Annotated in this window: 10 protein-coding genes; 3 read left to right on the plus strand and 7 right to left on the minus strand. The window is 68.3% G+C overall.

The features are described 5' to 3' along the window. Positions 1 to 245 precede the first annotated feature (245 nt). Entirely contained in the window at positions 246 to 545 is a 300-nt protein-coding gene (locus tag SACPADRAFT_RS0220275; RefSeq protein WP_007024502.1) for a hypothetical protein, read from the plus strand. An 82-nt stretch (positions 546 to 627) separates the two neighbouring features. Here SACPADRAFT_RS0220275 and SACPADRAFT_RS0220280 read toward each other — a convergent pair whose 3' ends face one another. The 5 genes from SACPADRAFT_RS0220280 to SACPADRAFT_RS0220300 are packed head-to-tail and all read right to left on the minus strand — an operon-like array spanning position 628 to position 7,919. Next, positions 628 to 1,389 carry a DUF6339 family protein gene (locus tag SACPADRAFT_RS0220280; protein WP_007024503.1) on the minus strand — a complete coding sequence of 254 codons (762 nt, stop codon included), beginning with the start codon at positions 1,387 to 1,389 and terminating at the stop codon, positions 628 to 630. Next, positions 1,386 to 2,276, minus strand: a complete 891-nt coding sequence (locus SACPADRAFT_RS0220285; protein WP_007024504.1) for a hypothetical protein — start codon at positions 2,274 to 2,276, stop codon at positions 1,386 to 1,388. Before SACPADRAFT_RS0220285 ends, SACPADRAFT_RS0220280 begins: the two co-directional genes overlap by 4 nt. Then, on the minus strand, positions 2,273 to 4,180 hold the full coding sequence (locus SACPADRAFT_RS0220290; RefSeq protein ID WP_007024505.1) for a hypothetical protein: 1,908 nt from the start codon (positions 4,178 to 4,180) through the stop codon (positions 2,273 to 2,275). The genes SACPADRAFT_RS0220285 and SACPADRAFT_RS0220290 overlap by 4 nt, the downstream gene beginning before the upstream one ends. After that, entirely contained in the window at positions 4,177 to 5,199 is a 1,023-nt protein-coding gene (locus tag SACPADRAFT_RS0220295; RefSeq protein WP_007024506.1) for a PD-(D/E)XK motif protein, read from the minus strand. Before SACPADRAFT_RS0220295 ends, SACPADRAFT_RS0220290 begins: the two co-directional genes overlap by 4 nt. Beyond that, positions 5,199 to 7,919, minus strand: a complete 2,721-nt coding sequence (locus SACPADRAFT_RS0220300; RefSeq protein ID WP_198048363.1) for a Z1 domain-containing protein — start codon at positions 7,917 to 7,919, stop codon at positions 5,199 to 5,201. Before SACPADRAFT_RS0220300 ends, SACPADRAFT_RS0220295 begins: the two co-directional genes overlap by 1 nt. 100 nt (positions 7,920 to 8,019) lie before the next feature. On the opposite strand from SACPADRAFT_RS0220300, the gene dcm reads away from it, so the two are divergent. Further along, positions 8,020 to 9,981 carry a DNA cytosine methyltransferase gene (gene dcm / locus SACPADRAFT_RS0220305; RefSeq protein ID WP_007024508.1) on the plus strand — a complete coding sequence of 654 codons (1,962 nt, stop codon included), beginning with the start codon at positions 8,020 to 8,022 and terminating at the stop codon, positions 9,979 to 9,981. A gap of 9 nt (positions 9,982 to 9,990) precedes the next feature. On the opposite strand, the gene SACPADRAFT_RS0220310 is transcribed toward dcm, so the two are convergent. Beyond that, entirely contained in the window at positions 9,991 to 11,286 is a 1,296-nt protein-coding gene (locus SACPADRAFT_RS0220310) for an ATP-binding protein (RefSeq protein ID WP_007024509.1), read from the minus strand. A gap of 56 nt (positions 11,287 to 11,342) precedes the next feature. Beyond that, the gene (locus SACPADRAFT_RS0220315) at positions 11,343 to 11,819 is read right to left on the minus strand and encodes a very short patch repair endonuclease (RefSeq protein WP_084258535.1); all 477 of its coding nucleotides are present in this window, start codon (positions 11,817 to 11,819) and stop codon (positions 11,343 to 11,345) included. Positions 11,820 to 12,084: 265 nt separating this feature from the next. Between SACPADRAFT_RS0220315 and SACPADRAFT_RS28975 the strand changes: the two genes are divergently transcribed. Then, the coding region (locus SACPADRAFT_RS28975) for a DEAD/DEAH box helicase (RefSeq protein ID WP_007024511.1) at positions 12,085 to 14,762 on the plus strand (2,678 nt) is incomplete at its 3' end.

The raw sequence follows: 14,762 nt of genomic DNA on the forward strand, positions 1-14,762 counted from the left end.
GTCCCCGCCCGACCCGGCGGCGGCGGAGGTCACCCAGCCGCTCTGGCCGGTCGTCGACCCGGACGAGGCCGCGGCGGACGCCCGGCGGGTGCTGGCCGAATACCGCCCCGCACCGGACGAACAGCTGCTGCGCCGGGTGCTGACCGCCCTGCACCGGCTCTGACCCCCGGTCGGCGCGGGCGCGGCACGACCCCGCGCCGACCGGGTTCCATCCACACCCCCGACGACGAACGGCGAGGAGCCCCATGTCCGTCCCGACGCTCGACCACCCGCACCCCGCCCCCGCACACCACGACCCACAGGCCGCGCTGCTGCGCATCGCCCGCGCCGTGGACGGGGAGACCGAACCGCTGTACCGGCGCAAGGACGCCGGGCACGACGACGTCCTCCCGACCCTGCGGGCGATCGGCTTCCTGGCGCTGGAGCTCGGCTTCACCGTGGCCGAGGAGGGCGGTCTGGACTGCACCGCCATCGAAGCGGCGGTGGCCGACGCTTTCGACCTCCCCGACTACGGCGACCGCGACCCACGGCGAAGCCAGGCGTAGTGCGGGAGACACGGACGTATGTCGAGGTCCGGACCTTCCGGCACCCGGAACACCGCCGCAGGAGCACGGACAGTCCTCGCCGCTACTCGCCGGACACACCGGAGTCGAGGAGCGCGGAGGCGCTCTCCTCGAAGATTTCCGAGATGGTCGCCGAGAGTCCGGTGTCCGTGAGGGCGGGGAAGGTGACGACGGCGTTCCTCCGACGCACCCTCTTCGCGGCCTCACGGAGCAGTTCGGTGCGGGAGAGCCTCTTGTCGTTCCCGATCGTCTTGAGATGCTGCCGGGCTATCTCGGCGGCCAGACGTGGATCACCACCGATGGAGGGGCGTTCCAGGATGGCGACGGCCTCGTCTTCCAGGAGCCCTTCCCCCGCGGTGGTGCCGAGGATGTACGAGCGCCACCAGAGCCGACGGAAGACATTCCGGGGCTTTCCGAGTATCCGCTCGTAGTCGTCCTTCTCCTGCCGGTTGGGGAAGCGCCAGAGCGACACGTCCGGCAGGAGCACCAGGGAGAGAAACGACCACACGCCCTCGTGCGCCGCGTCCGCTGGGACGATGTCCATCCGATCGAGGAGCTCGACGGAGACCCGCTGGTCGAAGAGCCTGTACTTCGCGGAGCGTATGCCCATCGCATGGGGATACCCGTAGTCCTCGGCGATGGAGCGGATACTCTCCCGCAGGTCGGCCAGTCGCCCGGCCGTCACTCTGTGCGACGCGGTGGGATACCAGTCGCTCTGTGGGTGCGTGGTGTCCGAGCGACGCTTCAGCTCCTCGACGTCCAGCGGGGTGAGCTCCGACAGCAGGTCCCTGGCGGCGTTCTCGTTCAGTCTCGGGTAGGAGATCATCGTGACAGCAATCCGACTCGTGCTTGGATCTCGGCTTCCAGCTCACCGGGGGAGATCCGGTGATTCCCCCGGAGCTCCTGCAACGTTCTGCCCGGGAACAGGTCCCCGGTCAGATCACCCAGTACCTGACCGAGCGTGTCGTCCTCGTACGTCTGTTGATCGTCGAAGTCCTCGTGGTGGAGTGCCACCGTGAAGAGTTGTCGGGCGAGGTCGTAACGGATCATCTGCTGCAGCGTCACGGATTGCGTGGCGTCCGGCTGATCGATCAGGGTCCGGATCGCCGGATGATCCGAGTTCAGGTACAGACGGATGTGCCCCGATCCGGACGCGGCCAGATCCGACGAATCCACGGTGAGTGCCCACGCCCCGTTGTGCCCACCGGCGATCCCGGACTCCGCGAACGAGATGGGGACCGTGGGGAAGCGGGCACCGACCCCTTCGAGGGTGATCCGGTGGGGTTCGGACCACAGGAGACTGCCCGGGAGCTCCGGACTCAGCGGGCCGCCACCGACCGGGTCCCCGAGAACGATGCGTGCCTCGAGGGCGAGCCGGCCACCCAGGAGCCGACCATCGAGGTCGAGTTCGAGGGTGTTCGCACCGTCCCGCAGCGGTGACGGCGGGCCGCCCCCACGGAGCTTCGTCCACGAACACTGCCAGGTGATGATGCCGTGCAGCGTCGACCTCTCATCCAGATCACACTCACGGAGAAGGCTGGGAAGGTCGATCTCCAGAGACCGTGCGACACGGAGGTCGGTGAAGTGGTCCCAGTCCGGCACGACCTCGGGGTCGTCCGCCACCTCGATGCCGCTTCCCGTCACGGTCCAGGGCCCGGCCTCGACGAGTTCCGGGGACGGCCTGAGGAAGCCGAAACTGATCGGGGCTGTCATTCCTCCTCCACGGAGCTGAGCTTCACGGTGAGCGCCGCGTCGGCCGGTTGACGCACGGAGACGACCGCCGCATGGTCGCCGGCCTCGGTCACGCGCAATTCCGCACCGTCGTGGCGGGTGCCGGTCGTTTCAAGGCGCCAGTCGAGAACGGTAGGAAGTTCGGCGCCGACCGGACGCTCATTGGCGCTCTCCTCAGCACCTCCCTCCAACACGACCTTCGCGTCAGCGGTCACACGCAGTGCACTGCCGGAGACAGTGGCGGTCACCGGGAACTCGGCGACCCGGTTTCCGTCCCTGATTGTGAGGCGGGGTGGGCCGATGATCTTCGCGGTACCGGACCGGCGACGGGATCGCCCGCCCCCGGGGCCCGTTCCCTGCCGACCGCCCGCATGACCTCCGTTCCCGGACGGGCCGTTCCCGGACGGGCCGTTACCCGGCGGACGCGTCGGCTCCGGCACACGGGGGTCCGTTCCACCTGACTGCCCTTCGAGCAGGGAACCCAACTCGGACGCGACCCTGGCGACACCGGTGGGTCCGGGAGCCGCAGACGGGTCAGGAGCCGGGTTGGCGGCTTCCTTGAACTCTGCTTTGATTTTGTTCAGCGCCTGCCGGACCGGGTTCCGCTCGTTCTTCGTCCTGCTCTGCGGCACCCAGCTGTCGTGTGCGACCGGCTCGGCGAGCGCGAACTCGTTGTCCAACTCAGGAGCCGCGATGAAGACGCCGGCCGTGGATTGCCCGCGTGGGTCCTTTGCCACCGGGTGGTAACGCACGACGAACCTCGGTTCCCTCATGAGGGCCACGTGCGAGTCGACCGCAGGGGTCTCATGCTCCCCTGGCGAGGAGGAGTCGGGAAGATAGCGGCGGTAGGCGAGTGCCCCGAGACGCTTCGCCGGCCTCTTCGAGCGGATCGGCAACACTGTCCATGGCCAGGACCGGGTTTCCTCCCCGGTGTCGTTGCGGAGGAGGGTATCGGCCCGCTGGTAGGCGTCGACGTAGTGCCGGAGTACCGGGTGCCGTGTCGGATCCGGCGGGGAGATCCGCTCGCCCTCATGACTCAACGAGAATCTGATCGATGGCCTACCGTCGCTCCCGACCATGTGCGGCCATGCCCACCATGTGGCAGCCGTGGCGATGCTTTCGACCATGTCCCGGGTCTTACTTTCATCACCGGGGTCAGGACCGAGGACAGCGATCGTGGTGCCGGTACTGGCGGGGGCGGGAGTGGTCATGCCCAGGCGTCGCGCGATGGTTTCCGCTTCCTCACCGATGATCGGCTCCGCGCCCGTGCGCTCATTCCGCACTCCCCACCAGTGTCGCCCCGTGTAGCGACGTCCGTCCCGGTCGTAACTGCTGCCGAGTTCGATGGCGATGAACCGCGCCTCAGAGCCACCGTCCGCTCTGCGGATCCGGGAGAAGACCAGGATGGTCGAGCACCGGCTGGCCTCGTACAGGACGCTCTTGCCGAACCCGTAGGTCCCTCCCTCCATGGTCTTGGACTCGTCTCTGCCGATGTTGCGGACGAAGTCGACGAAGTGGGTCGGTTCATCCGCGGAGACGGCCAGGTCGGCCCTGGTCGGCCCGGCGAGACCGCGGGTGCCGCTGTCACTGACGAGGAGGAAGAACGGTTCCTTCAGGCTCTCGGCCAGAGCGGTACGGTTCGGCGGCAGCTCGGCGAGCACCTCGTCGCGGAGGAAGGACGCCTGCCGCCCGTCCAGGGTGAAAGCGTCCACGGTGAAGCCGACCGGCCCGTCCTCTCCCGTCCGCGCGTCCCAGCTGTTCTGCAGCGTTTCGCGGAGGAACACCGTCCAGAAGTCGAGTTCCGGCTTGCCCAGGGCCCGTTTCGCCGCGCGGGCGTCGATGTTGCCCTGAGGGTGGTAGGGCTCCGAGTAGAGGTCGAGTGTCATGGAGCAGTCTTCCCGCCTTCCGTTCCGGGGGCGAACTCCCGGACGATCTCGTCGACACCGTCGAGTACGCAGTCGGGAGCTTCCGCGTCCAGACGGGTGAGGTCGACGGAGTACCGGACATGGCTGATGTGGTCGGCGAAACCCGGGTCCGCGAGTGTCGATGCGGTGATCCGGGGGAAAGCGCGGGTGACGTGCAGGGCGCGGTCGTCCAGCTTCGTGAAGCGGACGGTGGAGTAGGCCTGCTCATCGGCACCCGCATATCCGACCGCGTCCAGCCGCTTGAGCAGCTCGTGCATGTCCACGCCCAGGGACCGCAACCGTCGGACGGCGTCGGGGACGGAGTCACCGCCGACGGAGACCCGCTCGGCGCGGACCGCCCAGAGGTACAGGTTCCCCTCCGGGGGGAGCTCGAGCTGCGATAGCCCGTGTATCCCGACGGTGAAGCCGTCGGGGTCCGCGGTGGCCTTGACCTCCGCCTGCGCCGAAGGTGCCGTGAAGTCGACGGTGGTGCCCGTCGGTCCTGTCCAGGAGTGGAGGCGGGTGGAGTCCCGCCGGAGCAGGAGTTCGAGGAACCACAGTTCAGCCAGCAGGCCCAGCAGTGCCGATTCCCCGAGCAGTCGGGCGTTCCCGGGCCCGAGGAGGTCCCGCCAACGGTCCAGGAGTGCCACGCAGGTGGCCACCGGCTCCGTCGGATCCGCGACGAGCCCGGACAGCACCTCGTCACACAGAACACTGAACGGTTCGTGCAGTGACGGGATCTCACACCGCAGGACGAGGAACAGCCTGTCCGTGCCGGCGTCGAGCACCTCCCGTGTCTGGAGGGTGACCCCTCGGCTGCCCGTGTCCCGCACCGGTTGCGCACCCGACTCCAGCGGGACGAGCAGGAGAGGTCTCCCCGCATTGTCCATCGCGTGGGCCACATTCCCCGCCGCCAACCCGACGTCGGAGTCGCGTATGGAGGTGACGGAGGCGTCGGCACCCTGCCGCAGGAGGTCGAATACCGATTCCGAGGACTCCATCACCGGTCCCGTGCCGGGTCGCCGCCCTCGGCCGCACGGGCGGCCGTCTCATCAGCTTCGTCGATCAGCTCGACGTTCTCCGGTTCCTCCACGGATTCGGAGGACAGGTCGGCGGAGTAGTAGCTGACACCCGAAGCGGTCCCACGGCTCTTCGGGAAGAAGAGGGCGGCACCGATGACGTGGTCGACCGCGTCCAGTGCGAGCCGCCGGCGCTTGCCGTCCCTGCGCCCGGGCGACCGCGGTTGCGAGTCCTTCGAGATGGGGTACAGACACAGCAGACCGACGTCACCCAGCAGGTCCTCCCGCATCTCGAGCAGAGAGGCGTCGGAGAGGGAGCGACGACTGCCGATCTCGCCGAGATCGACCTGTTCCGGGTGCAGGTCAGCCACACGGTCAACGGTCGAGACGAGGCTCTTGATGTTGGCGTGGCTCTGCCCGGGCATGTCCATGCGGGTCCGTTGGATGAGGTTCACCGGATGCCCGCTGCCGAGGTCGATCGTCCCGTTCGTGCTGTCCGGATGACCGATCACCGCGACGTTCCAGGTGTGCAGGAAGCCTTCCCCGTTCTGCTTGCGGATGTAGTCGGCGAGCAGGTCGGAGCGCATGTTGAAGGCTCGTTCGTGGAAGTTGTAGGTGGCGAGGAAGTCCAGGATGTTGCTCACCGGCACGTCCCGGACGAGGTGACGTCCGGTCGCGGTGTCGACCTCGGCCCCGGACGCCGCACCTGCATCGCGGAGAAGTTGTCGTGCCGCCTCCCGGTTCTGCGACAACCACTCCCCGTCGTGGTGGTTGAACAGGATGGTCTGACGACGGGACCCCCCGTAACTGATCTCCGCCTGTACGGCGTGGCGCATCTTCGCCGCGGAGGTGATGGCCATCGCCGGGTGGCTGCGGATCTTCACCGGGAGCTCGGCGGGAGTGAGCTGTTCATCCTCATAACGTCGGATGTCCCGACGGATCTCCTCCTCCACCGTGGCGAGGTCGAAGAACCACGACTCGAGGTCGGCGGTGACCCAGATGCGGGTGAGGTCGCCGTAGCCCCTGCGGTAGCCGAACCAGCGGCCCATCTGCAGGATCGTGTCGTACGCGGAGGCGGACCGGACAAAGTAGCTGCACACCAGCCCCTCGAGGGTGAGGCCCCGGGAGAGGGTGTTGCCGCCGATCACGATCGCGGTCGTCGGTTCGTCGTTCGCGTAGCTGAGGCGTTCGGAGGACTGATAGTTGTCCACGACGACCCGCGTATCACCGAGGACATCCGGCAGGTGGGGCATGAGTCGTTCCCACGTGACCGGGTCGTCCCCGGGGTCCTGCGGCGGGACCCGCTTCGACTCCCTCTCCCAGAGGTCCCGCAGTTCCGCGTACACACTCTCGTCGCCGGTGGCCACCGCGTGCCGCAGTTCATCCAACACCCGGCGTACCGGGTGACTCAGCCGGACATGCCCGGTGGCGAGCATGGTCGTGTGGATGAGCATCGAGGAGTGCGGATTGCCCGTACCCCGTTCGCGACGCGCCGACGTGGCGAGAACGAACCACCTGACGGCCTCCACCAGGCTGGGCGGGGACGACGGATCCCAGGAATCCACCGCACCCTTACCCCGTGGAGGTTGAACTTCGGAGACCTCAGCGGGATCGACGTGACGGATCAGGTCGAGACCCTCGTTGGTCACGGACGCGTCCTCGTCGGGGGTCAGCGGCTCGCGCCCGAAGATCCGCTCGGGACCGAAGTAGTTGGCCGGAGTGGGCAGGTCGACCACGAAGTCACGTGGGTAGAGGCTCTGTGCGGTCTCGGGGCTGGCGAGCAGGTTGGCGAACGGCGTGGCGGTGTAGGCCACGTAACCGGCCTTCCTCTTCCGGAGCAGCTGCCCGATGAGGCCGTTGATCCGCGAGGTCCGGTTCTTCGCCCCCACATCGAGGCTGGCCTGGTCCGCCTCGTCGTCGATGATGAGGATCGGACAGTCGGCAGCCCTGTTCCCGGAGGAGTCGAGCCACTCGACGAGCCGCCGCAGCCGGTACGGGTTCTTCTTCACGACAGCGAGTAGTCGGTTGCCTTCCGTGCTCAGCAGATTCGATGCGTTGCCCGGCCACTGAAAGTCTGAATCACGCCTCGTCAGCAGGAACCACGAGCTGTCCAGTTCGTTGACGAGCACGTCCTCGAGCCTCTCCTGTGTCTGGCTCCTGAGGTTGTCCGTGATGCCGGAGAGGACGATAAACAGACGGTAACCGACGTCCGCCGCCTTGGCGATCACCGACATGAAGCTGGTCGTCTTGCCGCTCTGCACGTACCCCAGCACGAGGCCCCGGGTGTCGATCTCCTCGCTCCCCGGCGGCCGCAGCAGTCCGACGATCTTGTCCGACGAGTCGTCCACAGACTGGAGCGCATCCTCGTTCAGGTCTTCGGACAACCTCTTCCTGAGGGCGGGCCAGAAGGTGTCGTCCTCCTTCGGACCCGCGTACCAGTAGCCGTTCTCGAGCTCGCGGGTGACCAGTGCACGGGGATCCTGCAACGTCCGGATACGGCCGATCCGGCGCTCGTACTCCACCCTCCCCTGTTCAACCGCGGTCTCCGGCAGCCCCAGTTGCCGGAAACGCCGTACAGCCCCCTCGATACTGTCGCCCCCGTTGACGAAGCGGGAGAGCCCCTCCGCGATCCGTTCAACCTCGGTCGGTGACGTCGCCGTGTCGGTCACCCGCACCGCCTTTCCGCCTCGCTCGATTTCCACTCTCGTGTGTATGCGATGTTGTCGGACGTGCCGCACCTCTGTCGAGAGGTATGTCGTGTGGGACGGGTATTCTGCAACACCCCCGTGGAGAGGATCAGTGATGAGTGGGAACGGACGGCGGACGCATGCTGGTTACGGCGTGAAGCTCGTGCGTGGGCCGTTCGTGCGGCTGCGCCCACATCAGGACTCGTGTGCGGATGAGCAGGAGTTTCTCAGTCTCACGAGGCGTCTGAAGTCGCAGGGGAAGCGCCTCGCGGCCGACCTCTTCAGTGGTGCCGGAGGGCTCAGTCTGGGGCTCGAGAATGCCGGTCTCACCGTGGTTCTATCCCTTGATAACGATAAGGAGGCGGTTGAGACTCACCGGCATCACTTCGCGGGTCTGACGCTCGACTGGGATCTCGCCGACCCCCGACGCATCGAGAAAGTGGCGCATCTCATCAGCGAGGCGGAAATTGATGTACTGGCTGGCGGGCCACCTTGTCAGCCATTTTCGAAAGCCGGTCGCTCGATGATCCGGCATCGTGTGAGAAATGAACTGCGGGACCCCCATGATGAACGCCGGGACCTGTGGCGCTCGTACCTGGAGGTGATCCGTCTCGCCCGTCCCGCGGCCGTCGTCATGGAGAACGTCCCGGACATGGCGCTCGACCGGGAGATGTTCATCCTGCGCACCATGGTGGAGGAGCTCGAGCAGCTCGGGTACTCGGTGGAGGAGCGGGTCGTGGACGCGTGGCGTTACCGCGTCCCCCAGTTCCGGCAACGCCTCATCCTCGTCGCGATGCGTGACGGCCTGGCGTTCGACTGGCCGGACGATGCGACGGAACAGATCAACGTCGGGAACGCGATCGGTGACCTGCCCGAGGTCGCGGGCGGTTGGCGTCCGGAGGGCGGTGCTGACGGGTGGGCGGACTACGACCGGCCGCTCACGGACTTCCAGCGGACGATGCGACACGGCGTGCCTGAGCAGGACATCGGCAAGGTCTTCGACCACATCACACGTCCGGTCCGGGAGGACGATGCGCGCGCCTTCGAGGTGATGACGCACAAGACCCGGTATTCCGAGCTCCCCGAGGAGTTCAAGCGATACCGCGAGGACATCTTCGACGACAAGTACAAGCGCCTCGACGAGAACAACCTGTCCCGCACCATCACCGCGCACATCGCGAAGGACGGCTACTGGTACATCCACCCGTACCAGAACCGCACCCTGACGGTCCGGGAAGCGGCGAGGCTACAGACCTTCCCGGACTGGTTCCGGTTCGCCGGGCCCCCCTCGGCGGCGTTCCGGCAGATCGGCAACGCGGTCCCGCCGATGCTGGCCGAACACATCGGGACCGCGGTGGTGGCCGCGCTCGACCGCGCCACCAAGGAGGAGCACACCACCAGGGAGGTGGCGCGCCGGTTGGCGGACTGGTTCGACAGCCGGGGCGCCGAACCGAAGGGGATCCCGTGGCTCAACGCGGAGACCAGGTGGCAGGCCGTGTGTGCGGAGCTACTCCTCGAGCGGGCCACGAAATCGACCATCGACTTCGTCTGGCCGGTCATCCGACTGATGGCGGGCCCGGAAGATCCCGCTGGTGGGGAGCATGAGGATGCCCTTGTCGACATGGCCACGGCTGTGGGGAGGACCAACCGGGCGAATCTCGTCTCGGAACTGGCGGACTACCTGCGTGAGCATCCCGGGGCGCTGGAGTCGGAGAACCTCGGCGGCCTCAGGCTTCCCGGGGTCGGGGAGGCGATCGCCGACTTCGTGACGCTCTCCGTCCCGGTCGGTGATGAGGAGGACGCGGAGGAGCCGGTGCTGGCGACGAAGGGTGTGCTGCGTGTGGCCGCCCGGTTCCACGGGGACCCGGTGGACCAGAAGAACCGGCTCACCGACGGGCGGATGGCCGTGGCGCGGATGATCGGTGGCGGTGCACATGCCCGCCGCGCGCACAAGGGGCTGATCGAACTCGCCGCGAGTCTGTGCCGGCCGGAGCATCCCCTCTGTTTCGACTGCCCGCTGTTCACCGCCTGCGCCCGTGCGGGGGTCGACGACGGAGGGGTACAGCCACTCTTCTGACCCGGAGCGTCAGAGTCCCAGCGCCTCAGCGATATCGGGGGCCTGCTTCCGCAACGTCTCCGCGACCCGCTTGAAGGCCGCGTACTCGCCCGCCTGGGCCGCGGCCGAGCGCAGGGCGAGGCCGGTCCTGTCCAGGGTCGCGGACTCCGCGGCCGACTCCTGTTGCGCCGCCTCAGAGGCCGCCTGCTGACGGGGTGTCCGACGGTAGGCGCCGTTCGCGCGGATACAGAGCTCATGCAGGGGACGTTCGAGCATCTTCCGGAGGTCCGGTGGGAGGCTGACCTTCATCTTGGCGACGTTGATGTTGAAGGCCGAATCGAGGTCGGTGTCGAAGTCCAGCGAGGCCCGCGCGAGTTTGGTGTGCTCGTCGATCGCACGCACCCCGGCCCAGCCGCCCCACTGCACGAGACGGTCGGCACGGTAGATGTAGAGGCCCTGCTGACGATTCCACTTGAGTGGTCCGGAAAGGCGTTCGAACTCGGCGGGTGAGCTGAAGCGGTCGTGGGAGGGGAGCACGAAACGGCGTAGTTCCACATGGCCGCTCTCCCCCTCGGCCGGATTGATCTCGAACCGTTGTGGGGACAGTTCCACGGTCGCGGGTTCGGACCGGGCGAAGGGATTCCACGGAGTGAGTTTCTCGCCATTCACGGTGATGACCACGTGACGGCCGTTTTCGGTTCCTTCGAGGAACCGGTGGAAGACCATGGCGAGGTGTCGGGAGACCTTGTCGGCCAGGTTCGTCAACCGGCGGCGCGCCCAGCCTCCGTCCGGACGTCTCGTAGGCAGGACGCGGTCCAGCTTCTCCCAGATCACCACTGTCCCCGGTGCGTCCGACAACCAGTCCTGAGCACGGCGGACCAGGTCGGTCCGGCCCGGATCCACGATGAGCCAGTCATCGAATTCCAGGATGAGATCGAGATCCAAAGTGCGGCTCGGTATGTGGCTCCGGCTGGGCGAACGTCGCGATGTCACCGTCACGCACCGGCACTGCGACAGGGACGCGGTCTTCAGCCCCAGACCGTACCGGCCGAGTTCCCCCCGGTCGTATTCTCTGCGGCTGCCGAACCGGAGCGACTCGACGAGTTCGTTCTCGGTCATGCCGTATCCGTCATCGGCGACGATCACACGGGAATCCAGACCCTCGAACTCGATGGAGATATCGATCCGTTGAGCACCCGCCGCTACACTGTTGTCCGCCAGATCCGCGACGGCTGATGCGAAGTCGTAACCTATGTCCCGGAGCGAGGTGGTGAGTCGGCTCGCCGACGGTGTCATGCTGATCAGGTCGCCTCGCCCAACCGGCACGGTCGCTCCTTCAGTTCGTTGTACACACGGACGTCGCCCAGGATCCCACAGAGCTGTCAGTCGACAGAAGGCTTCGCCGGCGGCATGTGTGTAACGTAATGACGCCAGAGTCCCTGAATCTCATCCGCTGCCTGTGTCACCGGCGTGTGTTCCCACACGTGGAGAGGATGCCATCCGAGGTCCTGCAGCGCGGAGTCCTTGTCACGGTCCCGTCGCACGTTGCCGTCCAACTTAGCCCGCCACCACTCGCGGTTGTTGCGGGGGAGCGTGCCGTGTTCCGGGCAGGCGTGCCAGAAGCACCCGTCGATGAACACGGCGAGCCGGGCACGGGTCAGGGCGAGGTCAGGCTTTCCGGGGAGGGTGGAGAGGTGGACACGGAAACGCATGCCGCGTCGGTGCAGCTCGCGCCGGAGGAGCACCTCCGGCTTGGTGTTCTTCCTCGGCATTCTCGACATCTGCCGACTCACGGTCGCGTTCCGCGGTGGGCCGGCTGTCGGTTCCGCCACGCCCGAGGTCTCCCCGTCGACTGTCATCGTGCTTCTTTCGCCGCCTGCCCCGTTGATCCGGGCTCGACCCAGTGTCGCCCGGCAGGCCGATCCTAGCGGCCGTCGGGCCTGTGTCGACATGGTCACGAAGTGATCCTTTCGCATCGTTGGTCGTGTTGAAGGAAATGTCTGACATCGATCCCCGGCGCACACGCCGAAAGCAGCAAGTCGGTAACGTCGCCTGACGCGGCCCGGGTGGCTCCCGACTGAACACCCGGAGTCACAGGCACCCGGGCAGGGGAGGAAGTGGGCGATGTACCCGTCACTGTTGGCGGAGGAGACGAAGGCCGCGGTCACCGAGTACCTGTCGACCACCTTCGCCCTGGCCGACGACGACGCCCGCGCCGCGCTCGAAGCGTTCCTGATGGACGGCGACACCGGCATCTTCCGCGGCCCCTACCTGCGGGTGCGCACACCGTTCCAGCCGGTGGACCGGCGGTGGGTGCCGCCGCTGGACTGGCTGCCGCCCGGGTTCCAGCCGTATCAACACCAGGCCCGCGCGTTCGAACGGCTCTCCACCCGCGACGGCCCCGCCGAGCCGACGATCGTCACCACCGGCACCGGGTCCGGCAAGACCGAGGCGTTCCTGCACCCGGTGCTCGACCACGCCGCCCGCGCGAAGGCGGGCGGGGAACGCGGCATCAAGGCGATCGTGCTGTACCCGATGAACGCGCTGGTCACCGACCAGGCGCGGCGGCTGGCGGAGCTGCTGCACGACGATCCGCGGCTGTCCGACGTCACCGCCGGCGTCTACATCGGCGGCGAAGGGAACAACACCCGTCCCACGCGGGAGCATCTGGTCGACTCGCGCACCGTGCTGCGGCAGGAACCGCCGGACATCCTGCTCACCAACTACAAGATGCTCGACCTGCTGCTGCTGCGGGAGGCCGACGCGCCGTTGTGGGAGGCCTCCACGACGAGCCTGCGCTACCTCGTGCTGGACGAGTTCCACACCTACGACGGCGCGCAGGGCACCGACGTCGCCATGCTGCTGCGGCGGCTCGGCGCGACGCTGCGGGTGGCCGAGCCCGGCCGGCCGCTCGGGCGGATCACCCCGGTCGCCACCTCCGCCACCCTCGGCGGCGCCACCCGCGCCGACGAGCTGTGCGCGTTCGCCGCCACCGTGTTCGGCAGACCGTTCCCGCCGGAGGCGGTGGTCACCGAGGACCGGCAGGACGCCACCGACATCGTGCCGGACGTCGACCACGAGCAGGAGACGCCGAACGTGGTCGCCGTCACCACCGTCGCCGAGCCGGACGCCACCCGGCCCGACTCGTGGCAGGGCCTGGCGCACGAGTTCCTCGGCGGGGTCATCCCCGACCGGGTCGCCCTCGGGCGGCGGTTGCGGCGCAGCCGGGTGACCCGGGCGGTGGTGCAGGCGCTCGCGGACACGCCGCGGACCCTGCCCGAAGCGGTCGACGCGATCACCGGGTCCGACCTCCTGCCGTGGGCGGTCGCCCGGGAACGCGAACCCGGCCGGGTGGAGGAGGCGCTGCGGCGGTTCCTCGCGCTGCTGTCCGCCGCCCGCGAGGACGGCGGCCCCGGGCGCACCAAACCACTGGTGAATGTCGAGGTGCAGCTCTGGATTCGCGAGCTCACTCGGATGCTGCGCGCCGTCGCCGACACGCCACGGTTCGCCTGGTGGCACGACGGCGCACCCACCGACGAGGCGCGCTACCTGCCCGCCGCCTACTGCCGGGTGTGCGGGCGGTCCGGATGGCAGACCATGGCCACCGAGCTCGGCGAGGACCTGGAGGGCTCGGCGGAGAAGGTGTGGCGCTCCAGCCTCACCGAGCGCGCGAAGAGCCGCACCCTGCTGCTGGCCCGGGAGGACGAACCCGGCGCGTGCCGTCTGGACCCGCTGTCGCTGGCGTGGTGCCGGGACGCCGAACCCGGGGTTCCGGTGCTGGTGACCCCGGACGGCGATGCCGCGGCGGCCCAGCGGTGCCCGTCGTGCGACTCGGACGACGCGATCCGGTTCCTCGGCTCGGCAGTGGCCACGCTGGTCAGCGTGGCGCTGACCCAGCTGTTCGGCTCCGACTACGTCGACGACGGGGAGAAGAAGACCCTGGTCTTCACCGACTCGGTGCAGGACGCCGCCCACCGCGCCGCGTTCGTCGAGGGGCGGGCGTTCCAGTTCAACCTGCGTTCGGCCGTGCTGCGCGCGGTCGGCGACGGCCCGCGCAGCCTGCGGGCGGTCACCGCCGCCCTGACCGCCAGCGACCGCGACGACCTCTACACGGTCGCCCCGCCCGACTTCGCCCGCCGACTCGGCTACACCGGCGAGTGGCTGCACCACGACCCCGGCGGCCGCCGCCGCGACCTGCTCGCCACCCGGCTGACCTTCCAGGCGCACCTGGAGATCGGGCTGCGCTCGCGGATGGGCCGCACCCTGGAACTCACCGGCGCGCTCGGCGTGGACCACGACGTCGACCTAAACCACTACGCCGCACTGGCCCGCGCCGCACACGAGAACCTCCCCGAACGCGGCATGACCCTGCCGGACGCGGACGCCTACCGGGTGTGGCTGCTCGGCCTGCTGGACCGGCTGCGCCGACGCGGCGGCATCGCCCACCGCTGGCTGGACACCTACCTCCACCGCGACGGGAAACGGTGGGCGATCTGGGGCGGCAGCCCCGTGGGGATGCAGAAGTTCCCGCGCGGCAGACCGGCCCCCGTGTTCTTCAGCACCGCCACGAAGAGCGACTTCGACAGCCTCCGCCCGCGCGGCGACTCCTGGCTGACCGACTGGACCGAGCGCTGCCTCGGGGTGTCCCGGGCGGAGGCCCGCGCGCTGGTCGAGCCGGTGGTGCGGCTGCTCGCCGAGGGCGAGGCCCCGCCGCTGCTGCGGCGTTCCACCGAGTCCAACGCCTCGGTGTTCGCCCTCGACCCGGAGCGCCTCACGCTGACCCGGCTGGACGCGGCCGACCT

Origin of the sequence: Saccharomonospora iraqiensis subsp. paurometabolica YIM 90007, assembly GCF_000231035.2 — a bacterium.
Classification (GTDB): domain Bacteria; phylum Actinomycetota; class Actinomycetes; order Mycobacteriales; family Pseudonocardiaceae; genus Saccharomonospora; species Saccharomonospora paurometabolica.